The following is a 20,147-nucleotide window of genomic DNA, read 5'->3' as shown; positions in this document are numbered from 1 at the left end:
AAGATTAGGGAAGTTGAGCGGTATTGGTGTTGGGGAAATACATGGCGGTATTGGTGTCTGTTACAAATTTGTGCGGAAGCGCTGTGTTGGAAGGATCTGTTCTGCCAGTCAGCAACCGCAGGAATACGGAATAGAATCCTTTTGTCTTTGCGAGCATGAGGTAATTGGGCCAGAGCAGATCAAAAACTTGTTGGTTTACCTGTCCGTTTAAAATGGTGTTTAACATCAATAGGGCATTGAAATAAGCTTCGGTACGGGCAAAGAGGCGGCGGTCATTGGTGTTGTTCAGGTTGCCAAGATCGTTCAGCCGGCATAAACCGATCATGTCATTGCCGTTGTGATGAGCCGTATTGTCTCCAATCCTGACCTGTACGCTCCGTGTTCTCATGCCGACAGGCAGGTTGATGCTGGCATTGATCACCCTATTGCCAAGGTCGGTGGATACAATGGCGTTATTTAGATTGGTGTTGCCGGGTGCGGGGACCTGCTGCCATGCATTGCTGCTGTTGCTGAAATACCAAAGTTCGGCAGGCAGGTCATTGTAGGAAGAAGCGTCGAGGTCGGGCCATACATAGCTGCTGGTACGTATTTCGTTGTAGTACTCTTGTTCTGTTGGGTTGTTATTGCCGAGCCATCCCCTTACCGTGGCCCTGTCCGGGTCATCGCCCTTGTATTGATTACAGGGGCCGCAACCCACCAGGAAATTATTCCAGATGACGGTGAAGGTGGGATAGATGGCTTTGGGTACTGTATGTTCTACTTCGAGGTAGGTGGTAATAATATTCTCGCAGTAAGAGCAGCAACTGCCCAGGCGATTAAGCAGCAGCAGTGCTGCCGTTTTATACATGGTTTCCAATCTTCCCTCAATGCCAACTTTTAATTTCGCTTCTTTGGCTGTTGGTTGATTGGGGCTTTTCACAAGGTCTAATAAAAAAACGGTACACTCATTTACGTCTGTGTCATCATTACCGAGTAGTTCTCTGGCTAATTTACTATAGGGCGCTTTGCCAAATATAATGGGCGAATTGATGTTGTACGTGTATCCGTTGGTGCCGGCGGTACCTTTATTAACTGGCCTCATATTGTAAGGTTAAAATAGTGATGATAGAACAATAGAGTTATATTTCAGCTTTACCATATGGTATAGCTGACTCAAATACATGGCATGGTTGCCATGCGCTATGTTTTCAAAAAGGTGTCAATAAATAACTTCAGCTACAAGAGAGTAGGCAGCCCGTTATTTACTGATAAGGTCTGGATTGAGATCGGCGGAGTAGTAGTATCAAAAAAGCTTATCGAAGTTATGGAACAAGCAGATTGAATAAACGGGTACAAACACCTTTTTTTGGACGGATTTGAAAAAGTATAAATACTTTTTTGTTGAAGATATGCTGGGAAAGAACGGAGGTATACTATAAACATAGTAACCGGCCTGTGTGCCGGTTACTTATCGCATCGTTGATCTGCGCTTACCTGTTACCATTCTCATCAGAACTGGTAACTGATCCCTCCCTGGAAGATAAAAGAATTCTGGCTATAAGATACGTTGGGTTTCCGGTCATCAAGTTCATTGAATTTATTGAACGGGATCTTTTGATCCATATTGAATGTTTCCAGCTTTTGCATAAAGGTATGACCGGCTATGAGGCTGAATTTCCATCTCTTGCCCAGTGAAAGATCATAAAGAAGCCCGCCGCTGTTTTGCCGTAGATGCAGGTATTGAGCCTGCTCACCTTCATGCAGACGGTACATGCTGCCACCGATACTGGCTGTAAGACCCAGGGATTGTGCTGCCGAAAGTTTGTACTTTAAAGAAGCCCTGGCAGGTAAGATACCAGTAAAGCTGAGTTTTTTGTTGATGGTCCAGTCGAAGTCGGGCAGGGGAAGGAGGTATTCTCCGGAATAGCTGTTGATGTAGGCGAAGGTAACCCCATATTTGAATGATTTGTTTTGGCGAAAACCTATTCGTACACCAGCCATGTACTGCATGTCTTCGCTTTCGATGGAACGCTTGAAATCGGAGCCCACAGACACCGAGCCCAGCAGTGTAATGCTGGTGGCGCGTGAGAAGGAATAACTGAACAGCAGGGGAACGGTAATGGAGTGGAAGTTGGTACTGCCTATGTTTTTTTCATTGGAAAGCAGGAGTCCCTGGTAACGCAGGCCTGTTTTTATTAAAACAGGATGTTTGGAGGTGAAGTTTTTGTAGAGCGGTATCCCGATGTCTGCCACGGGTAGCTGCATCGTAAATGTATTCCCGTTGGCATTGATAGGGGCGACCTGGTTGGTGATGGTAACGCCGCCCAACCGTGGCGCTGCGGTGAGTAACCTGGAGCGTGTAATGCTATCGGCGCTTTGCGAATAGCTTAATAGGGGCAATAGCATGCCCGTCAGAAATATGCTTCTTTTCATTTCCGTTCATTTGTTTTAGACAATTAGAGAAAATCACATAGCAGGTCCAACCGCTGAACCTGTTGCCTGGTTCAATGGGCGCTATGCCGGGCATGCTCCGGGCATAGTCAGTAGTATACTATATGGGAAGAATGTATTAGGTAGCAGGTTTTCCGATAAGCTTGAGCATTATGTCCTGAAAATGTTTTCTTTCTTCTTCCGTTAACGCCGAAGAAAAGGCGGTATCAAATTTTTCAAGAGCGGTGTTGGCCTGCCTGGCGAGTTTTTTTCCGGTGGCGGTCAATTCAACCCGGGTTTTACGCTTATCGGCGGTGTCCTGGATGACCGTTACGATATCTTTTTTGAGTAAAAAGGAAACGGTCCTGTTTACCGATGCTTTGTCTCGTTGCAGTTTTTGGCTGATCTCCTGCTGAGAGGCTCCTTCCTGATAATATAGTAACATAAGGACCGGAATCTGGTCCATCTCCAGGGGGAATTCCTTTTCCCGGAAGATGTTGTCGCATTCCCTACGCATTTTGCCGTAGAGGCTGCCGACCAGTGAAATCATCAAGGGTGGAGCAGGACGCTCACGATTGTTGCTCATGGCACAAAGATAAGGATAATGGTTGATATATCAACTTTACTTTGTTAAAGTAAAGTTACCCTATGAAAGAGTGTTATTGGGTGGCAGGGCAGTGGAGCAGGCAGATTATTTATTGTATACCAATGTAAAAAGAGATAATTTTGGATACTTACAACTTCCTTTAAGTATAATAAAATGAAAGTGGCCGATCCTACAACTTCGATTGAACCATTGCTCCATTATTTCGATCGCCTCATTCCGCTCAGCAAGGAAGAGAAAGAACTGGTTACAGCCAAATTTCATCACCGCCTCTACCGCAAAAAGCAATATGTATTACAGGAAGGAAATGTGTGTACGCATATTTATTTTGTGATAAGAGGCTGCCTGCGTATGTATAAGATAGATGAACAGGGCGGCTTGCACATCCTTCAGTTTGCCACCGAAAACTGGTGGGTGAATGACCTGGGCAGCTTTCATGGTGTACGTCCTTCCGCTTTGAATATTGATGCGCTGGAGGATACCGTGGTGTTGCAGATCAGCCGGGACGACCTTATTTCACTGTATACACAGGCGCCGAAGTTTGACCGCATTTTCAGGGTGCTTATGGAGAATAGCTTTGTCCGCCTGCAGGACCGCCTGCTGCAAACCATCAGCTCTACTGCCGAAGAGCGGTATCAGTCATTTATTGACGTTTATCCGCATTTGGTGAACCGTCTTTCCCAGGTACAGATCGCTTCCTTTTTAGGCATTACGCCGGAGTTTTTAAGCCGCCTGCGCAATAAACGCAGCAAGGGTGTCTAAGCCAAACGCTTAAACCAGATCAAGACTATTTCTTAAACCACATCATTGGGGGCGCCCCTGGTGTTGTGTGATCTTTGTATTCACCAATTGATCATCATTAAAAAGAAATAGTATGTCAAACGCAACAAACAAAGCAAAAGTAGCTGTTATCGGATTGGGTAATATTGGTACCGCTGTTGTTACCAACCTGGTAAAAGGTAATCGTCCTGTTATTATTGCCGGCCATCAACCGGAGCAGGCAAAAGTACTTGCACAAAAACTGGGCAACCTGGTGCAGCCGATGGAAGTACAGGCTGCCATTAAAGAAGCGGATATCATTGTTTTTGCTGTCTGGTTCAATGTTATCAAAGAATTGCTTGGCAAATACGCTACCGAACTGCAGGGAAAGATCATCGTTGACCCTTCCAATCCCATTGCGCCGGATGATAAAGGCGGCTTTGTTAAGATAATAGGGGAGAAGGAGTCTGCCGGTCAGGTCCTTTCCGCGCTCCTTCCTAAGGGAGCAAAGCTGGCCAAGGCGTTGGGTACATTGGGCGTTGCCTCCTTAGCCAATGCCGCTTATAAAAAGCCTGTACCTGCCGTTCTGTTCTATGCAACAGATGACACCGGCATCAATGGCGCCATAGAGCAATTGATACATGACAGCGGATTTGAGCCTGTACGCGTGGGCGGTATTGATCAGTCTATTCGCATTGAAGTGTTTGGCGACCTGCATGAGTTTGGGGCGCTTGGTAAGGTGGTTACTGCAGTTGAAGCGAAGGAGAAGGTGTAAGGACAGTTCAAATCCAGTTGTTCCTGCAAAACAAAAACAGGGGACTGTCAAAAGTCTCCTGTTTTTGTTTTATGTGTTGTATGTTGTCTCCTGAATGGACTATTACCGAACCAGGAGATGGAAGGCAAAACTATAGCTGATCTACAGGCAACACATGTCCATATTCTGAAACACCATATTCTTTCCGGTTCAGATCAACATTATAATCACTGAGCCATTCTAAAAAGTTATGATACCCTTTCACCCAGGGGCCCTGGTCATTGTAGTGAATAAGGATCTGTCCCGGAATGCCTTCAGGACCAGGCGACATGTCGAGAATGAGGTGATCTCCGCCGCTGTTGAATCCGATAGGAACCCATTTTTCGTGCCACCATACCCGCTTCATCCGTGCATCTTCATCAATCTTGTATAAGGCATCTTCAAAGGTGCCTGCAGCATTCATGTCGGTCAGCGACTTCATTTTCTCGAGTATATCGGCTTCCGGAAGGAGATCAAAATCGCCTATAAAGACCCTTTCATGGATCAGGTTGAAAGAGTGCTTGAAATCCACGGGCAATTTGAACCCGAGTTTCTTTTCCAGTTCCTCACCGGCATGGCTGTTGGGAGTTGCCTTGAGGGCATCGGCTAAGTAGGTGGCACTATTGGATTTATTGTCTTTATGCCAGGTGGCAATGTTTGCCCAGGTATTGCGTACGGCGCGCCCCACCATGGAATCCTGTTTTCTTAGCAGGTCTGATATTGATAGGCGCGAATTATGTGCAAAATAAGCCCTGTCTGCTGCAGGTATCTCTTCCAGTTCCTCCGCTTCTGCTGTATAAAGAGGTATCACCAGCACTAATTTTGTTTTTTGCTTGTTTTCGTCCAGCCAGGAAGCCTGCTGGTAAAACCTGTTACGGACCATAACTGCCTGCATGCCTCCAAAGAGCGGAATAGAAAGGTTTTTGTAAATAGCACCCTCCACAAATCCTTTATCCGCACTTATCTGGCCATGTAAGGTGTAAAAAAGAAGGCCTGTTTCCCGCATAGCTTCCTGGGATAGTTTACCTTGTACATACATGGTCAGTTCAATGTCAGATCCCTCTTCTTGAGAAATGTGCGACAATCCCAGAGAAGTGATGGTTGATGGGTCATCATCTTCTTCCGGGTCCATAACAGCCACTCCATAGGGCAGTTTCTCCCTGGGGGCTTCCAATTCAATAAAATGATCCAGGCCTCCGAATTCTTTTTTATGCAGCTTGATCAGCTCTTGCATGTTTTTCATTTTTGATAAGTGGATAGAAACTAACGGTTAAACATACTACAAATTTGATAGCTAACAAATCATGCTTGTTTATTATGCGATGCAGGTAACATGAATACTCTATGTGCCAGTATGTGCAAGCCGGGATCAAACCAGCCCTCTCACAAAAGCCTCCAGGTCCTCGTCCTTATCCAGTCCTAACTTCTGCTTCAATCAGCAGGTATTAGCCGGCCTGCACCAAACGACCCGTACCAACAAACCCTTGATCAGTGAAGCTCAATTAATTTTAACCATACGTTCATAATAATAATCAAGCATTGAAGAATTCGGTTAGATTTGTAACCAACATCTGGCATTTACCACATAAACTATGAAGTGGATAACACGAGAACATCCCAAAATTGACCGCATAGCCTGCCCCTGGCTTATCAGGCGCTTCATTGATAAAAAGGCGCAGATCATATACGTTCCCTTTGACCAGGTAATCAGTAAGGCGAAGGCACTGAAGGCCATTCCTTTCGATGTGCCGGATGTAGAATATACACATTATGGCGATCACTGCACATTTGATTACCTGATAAAGAAGCACCACATAACCGACGAGGCCATTCTGGCTATGGCTCCCATCGTACGCGGAGCTGACACCGACCGGCACGAGATAGCAACACAGGCATCCGGGTTATGGGCAATCTCTGCAGGTCTTGCCTATAATCACAAGGATGACTATGAACTGCTGGAAAAAGGGATGCTTATATACGATGCATTATACAGTTGGGCCAAACACCTGCAAAAAGAGAAACATACACAGCAACCGTTTGAAAACCTGCTGCTCGGCGTGCTACACAAGTTTCTAAAAAGCAAAGCGGGTACCGGAAAGCGTATACCCGCCTGGGCCAAAGAACTGAAAGAACTGATACAAGACCATATAGATACCAGCCTTACCCTGAAAGAACTCTCCAAAGACCTGGCCATAAATCCGTCTTACCTGTCACGGGAGTTTTCCAAGCATTTCGATAACCTTTCCTTTGGTGAGTATATACGCAAACAACGTATTGAGAAAGCCAAGGAACTTATGACCACTCCATCGCACTCGCTCACGGATATTGCTTACCTGACAGGGTTTTCAGATCAAAGCCATTTTACCCGGATCTTTAAGAATCATGTCGGCCAAAGTCCATCCGAATACCGAAAAGAATTAAGGAAAAAGTAAGTTCTGTTCTAAAACGTAACTCCTGTTCTATTTCCATAAATGCCGGTTTCCTACAATTGCGGTTTAATCACCATCTGGTTATACCAATCCATTGAACAATGAACCGACACCGTTTGGCAGCAGGCAGGCATTTTTTTATTAGACAGCAGTTTTTTGGGGTGCTTTTGTTAATAGGCTTTTGTGTGAAAGGGCTTGCTCAACAATCACCAACAACCTATCCCAGGATCACGGGTTATGTGGGCATTTTACATCCGCTGGTAACCTTTACTAATGGCGATAAGCCACATTACAATTTTGATGGAGTGTATACCGTCGGGATGCCTACCGGCATCAATATCTGGAAAAGCCCAAAGATTGGTTTCTCTATGGAGTTTGTACCATTGATCCGCGCAGGCAATGGCACCAGCAAGATGAATAACTTTTTATTTCACCCGGGCGCGCTTTTTGGATTGGGAAAAGGCTTTACACTGGCAACCCGTGCCGCTTTTGAGACTTCAGGAAGGTATGGATTTACACCAGTGTTGAATAAGATCGTAAAAAAGAATACCAACAGCAGTTATTTTATAGCCATTCCGGTTCCGGCTCGTTTTGGCAATGATGTACCTGCTTCTGTTACTATAGGATTTCAGTTTGGAATTATCTTTTAATTCCAGCCAACTACATACAAGATGAACAATCCTCCATACACATTACGCCAACTGGTGTTGTACTTTTTAAAACTGGGTACAATAGGCTTCGGTGGTCCTGTTGCCCTGGTGGGCTACATGCACCGCGACCTGGTAGAAAAAAGGCAATGGATCAAGGAGGAAGATTATCGCGAGGGGCTTGCATTGGCCCAACTGGCACCTGGCCCGCTGGCAGCGCAGCTATCCATTTACCTGGGATATGTACATTACAGGGTCTTAGGGGCTACGCTGGCAGGAATAGGCTTTGTAGTGCCATCCTTTATCATGGTGTTGGGTATTAGCTATGCTTATGTAAAGGCCGGCGGCCTTCCCTGGATGCAGGCCGTGTTTTACGGAATTGGCGCAGCGGTGATCGGCATTATTGCGGTGAGCAGTTATAAACTTACGCGCAAAAGCCTGGGTAAGGATTGGCTATTATGGGTCATTTTTTCTGTGCTGGCCATTACTACCTTTATGCTGGAACAGGAAAATATATGGCTGATATTGGGGGCCGGTGTTATAGTCTGGTTGCAAAGGCGGGCCTTAAACAAGAGCGCAAAGCTCAATAGCTTTTTTCTTTTCCCGGTATTGTTACAGGCAACGCAATCCGCCTGGCTGGATGAGAAAGCGGTGAAAATCGCGTGGTTTTTCTTTAAGGCAGGAGCCTTTGTATTTGGCAGCGGATTGGCCATTGTACCATTTTTGTATGGTGGTGTAGTGAAAGAATACCAATGGTTGAATGAACAACAATTTTTGGATGCAGTAGCGGTAGCTATGATAACACCAGGTCCTGTGGTCATTACCGTAGGATTCATTGGGTATCTTGTAGCTGGCTTTCCAGGCGCCTGTATTGCCGCATTGGCGACCTTCCTGCCCTGCTACTTATTTACGATCCTCCCTGCTCCTTATTTTAAAAAGTATGGTAAACATCCAGGCATCAAGGCTTTTATTGATGGTGTAACAGCAGCAGCCGTGGGGGCAATAGCAGGAGCGGTTTGTGTATTGGCAAAGCGACAATTTACGGGCGTTGTACCGGTGGTAATAGCCCTCGTGGTGGCATTTTTGCTTATCCGGGTTAAAAAATTGCCTGAGCCGGTGATCATTTTGGCTGCCGCCCTGGCCGGGTTGTTACTTTTTAAATCTTAGCTTTCGTTATCGGTAGCATTGGCGTAGGCAGAAGCATCCACAATGGTTATCCACCCTTTCAATAAAATGATCCAGGTCATGAGCCCTGGAATGAAAGATATGATGCCTGCAAACTGCATTAAACCAGACATTATTGTACCAAAAACGTACAATTATGTTGTGCGTTGATTGTATAATTTGTTGTATTTCATGCCAATTGTAAATTGGTATTACTATTGACATCCTATTGGGCATGAAACAAGGTGTTGTATTTTTATTCTTATCTGTATTTTATTTTACGGGTTCAGCCCAGCTTTCAAAAGAGAAGATCCAAAAAGTAGATGCCCTGCTAAGGTCGTATGGGGCGATTAAGCAGTTTAATGGTAATGTACTGGTGGTGCAAAAAGGCAAACCGGTGTTTTCCAAAAGTTATGGCTATGCTGATTTTGAATGGAGTTTACCCAATGATAAGGACACTAAGTTCAGGATCGGTTCTATTACCAAACAGTTCACTGCCATGCTCATCATGCAATTAAAGCAGCAGGGAAAACTTCACCTGGACAGTACGGTCACTACTTATCTGCCCTGGTACCGGAAGGAGACCGGCGATAGTATCACCATCAGGCATTTGCTGATGCATACTTCGGGATTAAAGAATTATACTGAGCGGCCGGACTTTCGCTATACACTTGCTTTTTCCAACCTCGATCCAAGAGCTTTTGCAGAAAAGTATTGCCAGCTCGATCTGGAATTCAAACCGGGAACAAAGTTTAAGTATTGCAATACCGACTATTATTTGCTGGGTCTCATTGTAGAGGCGATCTCCGGTAAGACCTATGCACAGGCTTTACAGGAAATGATACTGGATAAAGTAGGCATGAAGCATACCGGCATGGACAGTATTGCATCCCTGTTACCCAAAAGGGCCAAAGGATATGAGTATGGCTTTTATGGATATGAAAATGCGACTCCGATCAATATGGCATCCAGTACTTATGCTGCCGGAGCGATGTATTCTACAGCCGGTGACCTTATGCGCTGGCAAAAGGCCCTGGAAGGGGCTTTGTTATTGAACGAAGTAAACAAAAAGATATATTTCACTCCAGGACTGGGTAATTACGCTTTGGGCCTTTACGTAACTAAGACAAAAGATGGCAAAACAGTGATTGGGCATCCGGGCGGTATTAATGGGTTTGCTTCTTTCATGATCCGGTTTGTGGAAGACAGCATTGTTGTTATTCTCCTGGATAATACAGCAGCCGTAAGGAGAGTGAGTCTTGATAATATCAGTTTAGGGATTTATTCGATTATGATGGGGATTTCCCCTGAAACTCCCAAGACACCGGTTGCCGTAGCGTTGACCGAAACTTATTTGCAAAAAGGAGTGGAGGCAATGACTGCCAGGTACCAGGCGATTAAACTGGATATGAACTATGACGTTTCAAAGGCTAATACCCATCTTAATAATTTTGGTTATGATTTGCTAACAAAAAGACGAGTAAAAGAATCTTTAATGGTTCTTAAGCTTGCAGTGCAGGAGTTTCCTGAATCAGCCAATACACTGGATAGTTATGCAGAAGCTTTACTGGCAGATGGCCAATATAAACCGGCGATGGAGTATTATGAAAGGGTACTCAAGCTGGAACCAGGCAATAAAAATGCCATCGACCAGCTTGAGAAGATTAAGATTTTGATGAACTGATGGCTTAAAGGGCGGAACAGGAAAATTAGCTAACCGATTGTTAATTGACAGGATAGAGTTGGCGGATTTACCGAATTCTATAAAGGAAGCTTATCTTTAGGGAGATGATACGGACAATCCTTTTTGCTGCGATTTTGTTATCCGCTGTAACTGTAAAGGCGCAGTCGCCTTTAACTTTTGGATCTATGAATGGTACACTACCTGCCTTCAGACATTTTAACCAGGTGGCCGACACCAATCTTCTTAAAAAGAAATGGTTTATCACTAAATATGTTGGCCTTTCCGCTGGTTTTGTTGGTTTTAATGGAAAGAGTGGTACCTTTTTATCGGCACCGGTAGGGTTACAAGTTAACAGGCAATTGACCAATAATGTATACGCCTTCGCGGGCGTTTCTGTGACGCCTTCTTTTTTTCCTTACAGCAATACATTTTATCAACCGGGGGTTGACAAGAATTATGGTTTAATGAACGCCAACAACTTTGGCGCCTGGTCGGCTGCACAAATGGGTTTGATGTATGTCAACAATGAAAGGACATTCTCCATTTCCGGCAGCATTGGCGTAGGCAGAAGGATCTACAATGGTTATCCACCCTTTTATGCTCCGGCTAATGCCCCTGTGTTAAGAAATAACAACCAATAATTATTCCGGCAACACTCACCCTACAGCCAGGATCTTGGCACTGCCCACATACGGTGCTTGCCGCACATAATCGGCTGCTTCCATGATGCCATTTCTACTCCCCGCATTTTGTAATATGAGAGTCCCCCGAGTGAACCCCGCAGGCCATCACCAGGGTTACCATGCATTTTTGCCATAGCAGTAAAGTTTGTGGTTACAGGAAGGTTAAGCCCTTAGTACACCCGTACTAAGCTCTACCTAAGTTATGATATATTTTAAATATATTAAACAATTATTATTCAAATATTCCGGAGATAATCCAGATCTATAAGAAGTGGTTTATCTCTGGATTATCTCTGGGATATATGTGGATTATCTCTGGATTATCCTTTCCCTTACTGAGGGACTAATATATGGTTACCAGGGATTTAGGATAGCGCTGGCCGCTGGCTACCTATTTCCCTTGAAAAAATTACTAATTTGAGGGAAATCAACATTAAAAGCAATCAAATGAGAAATGTAATCTACGCTATCAACGTTACCATAGATGGTTGCTGTGACCACACCAAGGGAACAGGCGGAGAAGAATTACATGAATATTTTACACAGCTCATGCGGGATGTTGACCTGCTCGTCTATGGACGTATAACCTATCAACTGATGGTTCCTTTTTGGCCCGATGTGGCAAAGAACCATTCCGGACAGACAACAGCAATGAACGATTTTGCGCAAGCATTCGACTCCATCAACAAAATTGTTTTCTCACAATCATTAGACAGCGCTGAAGAAAAGAATACGAGAATTGTTCGTTCGAACCTTCAAGACGAAATACTTAAACTGAAACAGGAACAAGGCAAAAATATTTTAACCGGTGGCGTAGCCCTTCCCGCACAACTAATAGAGCTTGGCCTGGTTGATGAATACCATATTGTTGTTCATCCAGTAGTTGCAGGAGAGGGAAGACGGGTGTCAGAAGGTATTAGCTTCCAGGAGAGTTTGCCGGTAAGACTTGTTGAGTCAAAGGTCTTTAAATCGGGATGCGTTGCGCTTCATTATGTGAAACAATAACTGAAAGCCCCGGAAGAATACTTCCGGGGCTTCTATTAAGGTCATTCGGTACGTAATGATTTGACCGGATTAGCCATTGCCGCCCTCATCGCCTGAAAACCCACGGTAAGCAGCGCTATTCCAATGGCCGCCGCTCCTGCTGCAACAAACATCCAGCCGCTAAGCGGCGTCCGGTAGGCAAAGCCTTGCAGCCATTCATGCATGAAGTACCAGGCCAGCGGTGTGGCGATCAACAGGGCGAGGACGATCAGCAGGACGATCTCCTTACAAAGCATGACCATAATACCCGACACAGTGGCCCCTAATACCTTTCGGATGCCTATCTCCCTGGTCCTTCTTTCCGTAGAAAAAATGGCCAGACCGAGCAGGCCTAAACAAGAGATGAAAACGGTGATCCCCATCGCCACATTGGTCAACCGCTCGGTCCGGAGATCGTCCGCATACATATTGGCGATGCTCTCGTCCAGGAAAGTATAGCTAAACGGCTTCCCGGGGAAGACGGTCTTCCAGTCCGCCTCCATATGGCCGATGAGGGTCTTCAACTCGCCGGCGGTCATGCCCTTTGCGGCGATCCTGACCGCAATGGAGGTCTCCATCGCGGGATCGTGTCGGATGATAATCGGCAAGGTCGCCCGACGAAAAGGGCTCTCATAAAAATCGGCCACCACGCCGGCTACGGGATAGGCATCGAAAGGGCCGACGGCCACCTCCCGGCCAATGGCCTTGCTCACATCGGAAAAACCCATTGCACGAGCACAAGTCTCACTAATCAGCAGTTCCCTGCTACTGTCGCCTGGGAGCAGATTTCGTCCCGCCACCAGCTTCATCCCATAAAATGGGACGTACGCTGAGTTGCCGAAATGAAGGGATACCTCAATCCGCTTCTCATCGCTGTTTTTCAGCCCGCCGCCGCCGAAATTAATACCCTTCTTGTCCATCGGCGGCTTCCACTCTCTGATGACCTGCTCTACGCCAGCCAGTTGCCGGATCTTATCCGCCAGTACCGCTGTCGTACCCGTCTCTACGACAGCTCGTTGCCGGACCCTATCCGACGCGAAAACTGTCTTACCCAGTCTGTTGTCACGCGGAGGGCTGATCGTGAGGATCGCATCCGTCTTGAAACCCAGGTCCGTGTGCAGCGCGTACCGCAACTGCGAACCAATGACGACAGACGCTATGATAAACAACAGCGATATGGTAAATTGGAACACGATAAGTCCTCTGCGCAGCACCCCTTTTCCGCCGCCTGGCACCGCAGTGATCCCTTTCAGGGTCACCATGGGTTCATAGTTCCCCAGCACCTTCGCAGGATAAAACCCTGCCAGGAGGGTGGTTGCTGCAATGACCAGCAACAAAAATAAAAGTGTAGCACCATCCACCCGGAAATGAACTCCGGTTGGGATCAGATCGGCGAACACGTTGAACACCGGTCTTACCATCAGTACCGCAAGACCCACTGCAGCTACTGTCAACACCAGGGTTTCGGTAAAAAATTGCATGGCGATGCCCGACCTGTTGCCGCCCAGCACCTTTCGGACGCCGATCTCTCTCGCTCTTTGCATGGATTGTGCGGTGGACAAATTGACAAAGTTGACAATGGCAAGAATGAGGATAAACCCTGCCACGGCCATGAGCGTGTACAGGACCGGCAGGCTGGCTTTTCTGCCTTCACCGCCATATTCCCGGTGAAAATGGATGCCCGACAGCGGTTTCAAACGGGCGGCGAATGCCAGTTTCGAATAGTAGTGCCGTTTCTCAAAAGCGATAAATTGTGCATCGATCTGTGAAGGCTTGACATCCTTTGCCAGTTTGATCATGACCTGGCTGGAACGATTAAATTCGTTCCAGGCGTCCAGCTTTATCTCATGCTGAAGAAAACTAACAGGGATGGTAGTATAAGAGATCCATTGGCTATAATTAAGATCGCTGTTGCCTGTCCAATCGGCGACCACCCCTGTTACAGTGACTATCAGCGAATCCTGGTAATAGATGGTTTGGCCGATGATCCTGTCCGGGTCGAGATCGCCAAAGTATTTTCTGGCCTTTTCCGCGGTAAGCACCACCGAGTTGGGCATAGTCAGAGCGGTCCTGGCATTTCCGCTTAACCACCGGTAGGGGAAAATGTCGAAGTATTGTGGCTCCGCGATAGCGAGGCTGCCGTCGTCGTCGAAGCGCTGAGATTTTCCATGCTGGCCACCTGGTATCGTCACACTGGCGGGATAGGTCTGAAAGGCCGCCAGGGTCTGAAAGCCGTTCATTTCCCGGCGCATGGTGGCCGGCAAAGGACCAGGTACGCTATTCATATGATGACCATGCATCGTGACGTCCACACAAAAGATGCGGTCACGGTCCGGATGAAAGGTATCAAAACTGAATTCGTACCGGGTGATCAGGTAAATGACCAAACAGGCACAAATACCCAACGCTAAGCCCAGCACGTTGACGAGGCTATAAACTTTATTGCGGACGAGACTACGCCAGGCCACGATCCAATAGTTTTTAAGCATAAGAAGTCATTTTGGGAAAACGCGCAGGTAGATGTTCAAATGGAATGCCGAATTAATATTTACTTGATAAACAATTTTTTATGACCTACCTATGTGCTCTTCGCTGTTCGGTTACGATACAAGGGGTGCCCGAATTGGTGACAAGGCTCGCCGCTGTTGAGTCAAGAATGTTTAAATCAGGATGCGTTGCGTTTCGTTACCTGAAGCAGTGACAGAAGAATCTACGATATTCTTACAGTACTCCCGCCACTGGTTAAGCATCCCTTTCGCGTTCGGTAGTGGAAAAATCATAAAAGACCCGGAACAGGTTGCCGTCAAGGTCCGCGACTGTGAACTCATGCAATCCCCATGGCTTTGACGCCGGCGGTGAAACAATCTTCGCCTGACTGGCACTCCAAAGTTCGAACAGTTCGTTGACCTGTTCCTTGCTGTCGAGATTGAGCCACACCAATACCGGACTGGCATTGCGGTAATGCGCCCGAAAGGCGGCGTCAGTGAGAAACATTCTACAGTGTCCTTTTGAGATTCCCGCAATATTGCCACCTTCACGGCCCCAGTCTATGCTGAAGCCAAGATTGCTTTCGTAATAGGCAATAGCCTTCTTCAGATCGCTTACCGGTATCTCAGGCACCGCACCAGGGAATTCCAAATTCATAGTAGTTCATTTTTCGATAAAAATACAAAATCAATCACCTGCTTACGCGTGACAATTTTCCTGAAGAATCAATACCTGCGTAAAAAAGGACCGGTTGTTTGACCTTGGATCACGTGCTTTACTTAAATAAAATTGAACCAACTGCATAATCGGCCTGGTACCAAGGCCCGGGAGGCTCTATATGGAAGTCTCCAAATACGTGAAAAACACCTATTTTTTTACCTGCACTTAATAGTAATGTCGTATTATAATACCCGTTGGTTAATCTAAACTATTTTCCGATGAAGATATATTTGCTGGATATGGGATCCGTCATGTACGGAGATTGCCTTGTCATTACACAAGGTGCCAAATCGATTCTGATCGATGGGGGACACCAGGGCGATTACAATTCAATCCTTCGCCAGTTGCGAAAGATATTTGAAAAAGATGGTCCATACGAGTTCGACCTACTCATAGTAACCCATTGTCACGACGATCATATCGGTTGTTTGCATAACTTGGTAGGCAATGGCGATATTATCATCAAAAAGGCGCTGCTTGCAGATCCCAAATATCGCTGGAGTCAAAATGGTGAGCTTGATGCAGAAGAAGTAGAACCCTTTATCGATGCCTTGTTTGAAGAAGATCGGTTGGAACTCGATGATGCTGAATTGGAGCAGTTTCTGTTCGATGCCGAACTATTGCCTGTGCGTTACGATAGGATGATCAAGGATCTCAAAAAGGCAAGGGTGCCCGTTAAGCTTTACCAGGGCACTGGCAAGGATAGCTATACCGCGCTTGAAAAAGAGTTTAAGTCCTTTGGTCTCAAAATTCTTGGGCCTACCCATAACCAACTAAAAATAACACAAACTTCTCTGCAGAAAACGGTACGCGAAACAAAAAAGTTTATCGAGCAGATACCGGAAACGGATGCTATCCAGACAGAGGTGGACCTGTACCGTCGCATATTTTCACAACCTGTGCTGGATAATATCCTGCTACTGGATGCCAAGAAAAACAAAGGCGCCATCAACGATCAGAGTATTGTTATCAAAGTGTCAGAGCCTGGTTTTTCCGCACTGTTGGCTGGCGACATGCAATTTGCAGAACCAGAGGTGGAAGGATTGGAAGAAGAAATGTCACTTTTGCTCGACGTCGTCAACAAGGCAGGACCTTATGACTTTATCAAAACCGCTCACCATACTTCTAATAATGGGCTCAACGAAACCATTTTCGACTATTGGCTTAAGGAAGGCACTACCCTCATTGCGCATTCGGGTGGCAAAAAGGATGATAAGCATCCTGAAAAAACGGTGTTGAAATTCCTGGAAGAACGTAAGGAACGATTTGAGTTTGCCAGAACAGACAGGAACGGTATCATTACCATTGCCAAAAATGGAGCAGGGAAAGTGGTAATGGAAGTAGAAAAAAAGAAAACAGACATCTTTACACCCAATCCCAATCCCGTAAAAACAGATGAAGCGGCCCCTGCTGTAAGTAGTGCCGTTGCAGCAGCTACTGCCGGAACGGTAATACCTGCAGATACTCCACCGAAACAATCCAGCCTGGTCAGTGCCCAGCTAACCACCCAAAGTAACCGTATTACGGTGACTGCCTCCTTTGCAATCGGCGCCGGACCGGTAACTTTTACCATCGATACCGAAAAAAAAAACAATGGACGGCTGAGTGAGGAGGTTTCCCGCGACGTGAAACAGCCCGGCGGCCGCTTTCAGGGATTATTATTTGTTGCCAACCTGGCTTTGATGACACAGAAATTTAAGGAAGCAGGCGTAAAGCAGGTAATCGATCTTATCAATAAAATGCCAGGCGCCAGATTATATGATGTGCCCTTCGAAGGCAATTGTGTTGATACGGCAGAAGCCGTTCACAAACAGATACGATCAGATACCAAAGGTATTGTTCTGGTAGGTGGTTACGATGTATTGCCCTCGTTGCAATTCAATCTCCTAAACGAAAATATACGCAATGCAGTACGCAAGGAGATCTTTGAAAAACGACAACGTGATGACCCGGATAATTTCATCATTTGGAGCGATGATATCTATGGAGATACGGAGGGCGATTTCCTTCCTGAATATCCCGTGAGCCGCATACCGGATGGCAATAATATAGACACCCTCTTGTCGGCGCTCTCTGCAGCCTCATTTTCTACCTCAGCCCGGTTTGGTATACATAATTTCCGCCGGCCCTTCGCAGTGGATATCTTCGAAAAGATACCTTACACACTGACCAGTAAACTGGAAGCTTCAGAATTGTTCGAATCGCAGGGCAATGAAGAGGTGCTTGCCAAAGGCGCTGTTTATTTCATGCTGCATGGCTCTGAGATGGATGCCACCCGCTTCACCGGAGAACGTAATCAACGTGGCAGATACCTTGACGCCTTCGAATTGAACAACGTGCCTAAGTCATGCAATGGTACGGTCGTTTTTTCCGGATGTTGCTGGGGCGGGCTGATCGTCAGGCCTATTGCCCAGTACTACGACCCCAATATACCAGTTCGGAGCAGAACACATAAAGATTCCATTGTCATGGCCTACCTCCACGCAGGCGCCAATGCTTTCATTGGATGCACCGGGGCGCATTATTCACCAGCCAAGGCACGAGACAATTTCTTTGGTAAGCCCATGCATGATGCATTCTGGACGGAACTAAAAAAAGGAACTTCGCCCGCCGAAGCGTTATTTCTGGCCAAAAAGATATACTCAGTCAATATACCCCACGGCCTTGAAGATTCGGCGTTAACCACTGCCGTAGAATTTAAAAGTATGCACCAATTCACTTGCCTGGGGCTGGGCTGGTAACTTGTCTAAATCAAAAAAAAGGCGTAATTTCAATATCAAATCACTGATTATGGACCTGAAAAAATTGAAAAAGCAAAGCGCTACACTGGGCAAGAATGCTGGTGTTGAAGGGTCAGGTGCAACCAAAAAGGCTGATACCGATAGCGCTGGCATCAAGTCTACCCTGAAAATTACCGGTTACAATCATAAGTATAGTGAAGAAGTCAATGAGTATCAGGACAATAGTGGTATTAAAAAATATAAAAGTGGTACGTGGACCTTACAAGGTGAAGACAATCAGGAAAATATGGATAACGGAGCAGACAATAAACTAAAGTTCCTGGACGAAAATGGGGATGAAGTCGCCATGCAAGGGTAATCTTAACATTGTTTTAAGCCATTCCGTAAACCGGGAAGTGCGTATAAAAATCAAACATTTTAACAAACCTGCTTCGGCGGGTTTTGTTGTTATGGAGCTGGACAGAACATCTCCCTGGCAGATAGTTTAACCCAACAAGCCATTTATATACGTCTTATACATTTTGCCGATAGGTACGCTATGATCTCCGATCGATATTTGATTGCCTTCAATACTCTTGATGTGTTTGGGAGCTATGGCAAATGATCTATGTACCTGCAAAAAGTCCTCAGGGGGCAAGGCGTTTAAAAGGACCGCGAACGTATCTCTTACCAGGATGGACTCTTCCCGGGTAATCACTTTCACAAAGTTGCCGGCAGCTTCCAGAAAAAGAATATCAGCAATACGCACCTGTATATATTTATTCTCCGATCGAAGGAAAATGGTAGCAGATTGATTGCCTGCCTGAACGTTTTTAGGGGCCCTGGATGGCGCCGAAGCGCCCATTGCCTTATTTACTGCTTTCACAAAGCGCTCAAAGCTGAATGGCTTCAGCAAATAGTCTACAACATTGAGTTCGTACCCTTCCAGTGCAAACTCCTGGTATGCCGTGGTAACAATCACGCTGGGTGGAGAGGGCAAGGTTTTAAGAAAGTCAAAACCTTTAAGCTTTGGCATTTTGAGGTCCAGGAAGATAAGATCTACTGTACGTTCATGCAGGTATTCCAACGCCTCAATGGCATCATAGCAATTCTTCTGCAATACCAAATTGGGCAGCATATCGCAGTAACCCTTGATGATGTCATGGGCGATGTGTTCATCATCTATTATCAGATACTTGATCATAAATTTTTCAGCCTTAGTTCTGCCAGGTATTCATCATTATGTTGAGCCAGCTTCAACTGATAGTTGTTTTCGTAAGCTAACGCCAACCTCCGTTTCAGGTTGTTTAAGCCAATGCCAGGCCCTTCAGGCGTCACCGAATTATCAAAATTATTCTTTATTTCAAAATGGATTTCATTATCCGCGGTGGTAAGTACCAGGTGAACAAAAGCCTTCTCACGGAGGTTTTCCACCCCATGCTTAAAAGCATTCTCTAATAATATTATAAACAGCAGGGGCATAACCCTATAACCTTCCTGTATATCCACCTGGAAGTTGATAGCTATTTTTTTGTGATAGCGCATTTTGTGCAACTCAATATAGTTATTGAGGTATTCAACTTCTTTTTCAAGCGTTACGCCCTCATTTTGCGCTTCGTAAATGCTGTAACGCATCATGTCTGAGAGCTTAAGCACAAGTTCTCCCGCCTTTTTGGGATCCGTTTTGATCAGACCATACAGATTGTTCAGTGTGTTAAAAAAGAAGTGCGGATTTACCTGGCTCTTCAGGTGCAGCAACTCGGTTTTTTTCCGCTCATGCCGCAATCTCACCACTAAAATAGCCTGCCATATTAACCAGGGAATAAATATAAACACAGTAAAGAACAATGCTGCAATTGTGAAGTACAGTTCATACTCCTCCATTAGGGCAGCCATCACCAATAACGCGAAATAAAAGAAGGCTATGGCTGGCAGACTATACTTTTTTAGAAACGATAGCATATCCAAAAATAGGCAGTTGGAGCCAATAAATGTAGTAAACAACCGCAGTTGGAACCGATAAGT

Annotated in this window: 19 protein-coding genes; 10 read left to right on the top strand and 9 right to left on the bottom strand. The window is 45.8% G+C overall.

The window, feature by feature from the left end:
* Positions 1 to 4: 4 nt before the first annotated feature.
* From HB364_RS29245 to HB364_RS29235, 3 genes are all read right to left on the bottom strand, one after another.
* Positions 5 to 1,081: an HNH endonuclease gene (locus HB364_RS29245; protein WP_167291986.1), complete on the bottom strand. Its 1,077-nt coding sequence runs from the start codon at positions 1,079 to 1,081 to the stop codon at positions 5 to 7.
* Positions 1,082 to 1,488: 407 nt separating this feature from the next.
* Positions 1,489 to 2,412, bottom strand: a complete 924-nt coding sequence (locus tag HB364_RS29240; RefSeq protein ID WP_167291985.1) for a DUF6268 family outer membrane beta-barrel protein — start codon at positions 2,410 to 2,412, stop codon at positions 1,489 to 1,491.
* Between the two features lie 136 nt (positions 2,413 to 2,548).
* Positions 2,549 to 2,995 (bottom strand): MarR family winged helix-turn-helix transcriptional regulator, encoded by a 447-nt coding sequence (locus HB364_RS29235; RefSeq protein WP_167291984.1) that lies wholly within the window; start codon positions 2,993 to 2,995, stop codon positions 2,549 to 2,551.
* Between the two features lie 174 nt (positions 2,996 to 3,169).
* Between HB364_RS29235 and HB364_RS29230 the strand changes: the two genes are divergently transcribed.
* Both HB364_RS29230 and HB364_RS29225 read left to right on the top strand, forming a co-directional pair.
* Positions 3,170 to 3,775 (top strand): Crp/Fnr family transcriptional regulator, encoded by a 606-nt coding sequence (locus HB364_RS29230; RefSeq protein ID WP_167291983.1) that lies wholly within the window; start codon positions 3,170 to 3,172, stop codon positions 3,773 to 3,775.
* A gap of 112 nt (positions 3,776 to 3,887) precedes the next feature.
* A complete protein-coding gene (locus HB364_RS29225; protein WP_167291982.1) occupies positions 3,888 to 4,547 on the top strand; it encodes an NADPH-dependent F420 reductase in 660 nt (219 codons plus the stop codon).
* A 130-nt stretch (positions 4,548 to 4,677) separates the two neighbouring features.
* Here HB364_RS29225 and HB364_RS29220 read toward each other — a convergent pair whose 3' ends face one another.
* Positions 4,678 to 5,799 carry an SMI1/KNR4 family protein gene (locus HB364_RS29220; protein WP_167291981.1) on the bottom strand — a complete coding sequence of 374 codons (1,122 nt, stop codon included), beginning with the start codon at positions 5,797 to 5,799 and terminating at the stop codon, positions 4,678 to 4,680.
* Between the two features lie 358 nt (positions 5,800 to 6,157).
* Here HB364_RS29220 and HB364_RS29215 point away from each other — a divergent pair, with 358 nt between their 5' ends.
* The 3 genes from HB364_RS29215 (at position 6,158) to HB364_RS29205 (ending at position 8,808) form a co-directional block, all read left to right on the top strand.
* Entirely contained in the window at positions 6,158 to 6,997 is an 840-nt protein-coding gene (locus HB364_RS29215; protein ID WP_167291980.1) for a chromate resistance protein ChrB domain-containing protein, read from the top strand.
* A 182-nt stretch (positions 6,998 to 7,179) separates the two neighbouring features.
* Positions 7,180 to 7,644, top strand: coding sequence for a hypothetical protein (locus tag HB364_RS29210; protein ID WP_208420136.1), 465 nt, complete (start codon positions 7,180 to 7,182; stop codon positions 7,642 to 7,644).
* Positions 7,645 to 7,665: 21 nt separating this feature from the next.
* Entirely contained in the window at positions 7,666 to 8,808 is a 1,143-nt protein-coding gene (locus tag HB364_RS29205) for a chromate transporter (RefSeq protein WP_167291979.1), read from the top strand.
* On the opposite strand, the gene HB364_RS33445 is transcribed toward HB364_RS29205, so the two are convergent.
* Positions 8,805 to 8,939: a hypothetical protein gene (locus tag HB364_RS33445; RefSeq protein ID WP_262889849.1), complete on the bottom strand. Its 135-nt coding sequence runs from the start codon at positions 8,937 to 8,939 to the stop codon at positions 8,805 to 8,807. The genes HB364_RS29205 and HB364_RS33445 overlap by 4 nt on opposite strands.
* Before the next feature lie 101 nt (positions 8,940 to 9,040).
* On the opposite strand from HB364_RS33445, the gene HB364_RS29200 reads away from it, so the two are divergent.
* The 3 genes from HB364_RS29200 (at position 9,041) to HB364_RS29190 (ending at position 12,177) form a co-directional block, all read left to right on the top strand.
* Positions 9,041 to 10,489, top strand: coding sequence for a serine hydrolase domain-containing protein (locus HB364_RS29200; protein WP_167291978.1), 1,449 nt, complete (start codon positions 9,041 to 9,043; stop codon positions 10,487 to 10,489).
* 185 nt (positions 10,490 to 10,674) lie between these two features.
* The gene (locus HB364_RS29195; RefSeq protein ID WP_167291977.1) at positions 10,675 to 11,130 is read left to right on the top strand and encodes a hypothetical protein; all 456 of its coding nucleotides are present in this window, start codon (positions 10,675 to 10,677) and stop codon (positions 11,128 to 11,130) included.
* 489 nt (positions 11,131 to 11,619) lie between these two features.
* Positions 11,620 to 12,177, top strand: a complete 558-nt coding sequence (locus tag HB364_RS29190; protein ID WP_167291976.1) for a dihydrofolate reductase family protein — start codon at positions 11,620 to 11,622, stop codon at positions 12,175 to 12,177.
* Positions 12,178 to 12,218: 41 nt separating this feature from the next.
* Here HB364_RS29190 and HB364_RS29185 read toward each other — a convergent pair whose 3' ends face one another.
* Entirely contained in the window at positions 12,219 to 14,684 is a 2,466-nt protein-coding gene (locus tag HB364_RS29185; RefSeq protein ID WP_167291975.1) for an ABC transporter permease, read from the bottom strand.
* A 253-nt stretch (positions 14,685 to 14,937) separates the two neighbouring features.
* Positions 14,938 to 15,339, bottom strand: coding sequence for a VOC family protein (locus HB364_RS29180; protein WP_167291974.1), 402 nt, complete (start codon positions 15,337 to 15,339; stop codon positions 14,938 to 14,940).
* 281 nt (positions 15,340 to 15,620) lie between these two features.
* Between HB364_RS29180 and HB364_RS29175 the strand changes: the two genes are divergently transcribed.
* Both HB364_RS29175 and HB364_RS29170 read left to right on the top strand, forming a co-directional pair.
* Complete coding sequence (locus HB364_RS29175; RefSeq protein WP_167291973.1) at positions 15,621 to 18,143, top strand: MBL fold metallo-hydrolase; 2,523 nt, start codon at positions 15,621 to 15,623, stop codon at positions 18,141 to 18,143.
* A gap of 49 nt (positions 18,144 to 18,192) precedes the next feature.
* Positions 18,193 to 18,501, top strand: a complete 309-nt coding sequence (locus HB364_RS29170; protein ID WP_167291972.1) for a hypothetical protein — start codon at positions 18,193 to 18,195, stop codon at positions 18,499 to 18,501.
* A gap of 126 nt (positions 18,502 to 18,627) precedes the next feature.
* Here the strand turns inward: HB364_RS29170 and HB364_RS29165 are convergent, their stop codons facing one another.
* Both HB364_RS29165 and HB364_RS29160 read right to left on the bottom strand, forming a co-directional pair.
* A complete protein-coding gene (locus HB364_RS29165; RefSeq protein ID WP_167291971.1) occupies positions 18,628 to 19,326 on the bottom strand; it encodes a LytR/AlgR family response regulator transcription factor in 699 nt (232 codons plus the stop codon).
* Entirely contained in the window at positions 19,323 to 20,084 is a 762-nt protein-coding gene (locus HB364_RS29160) for a sensor histidine kinase (protein WP_167291970.1), read from the bottom strand. The genes HB364_RS29165 and HB364_RS29160 overlap by 4 nt, the downstream gene beginning before the upstream one ends.
* Between the last annotated feature and the right edge of the window lie 63 nt (positions 20,085 to 20,147).

Origin of the sequence: Paraflavitalea devenefica (assembly GCF_011759375.1) — a bacterium.
Classification (GTDB): domain Bacteria; phylum Bacteroidota; class Bacteroidia; order Chitinophagales; family Chitinophagaceae; genus Paraflavitalea; species Paraflavitalea devenefica.
The sequence above is the reverse complement of the archived record's forward strand: the minus strand, read 5'-3'. Positions and strand labels throughout refer to the sequence as shown.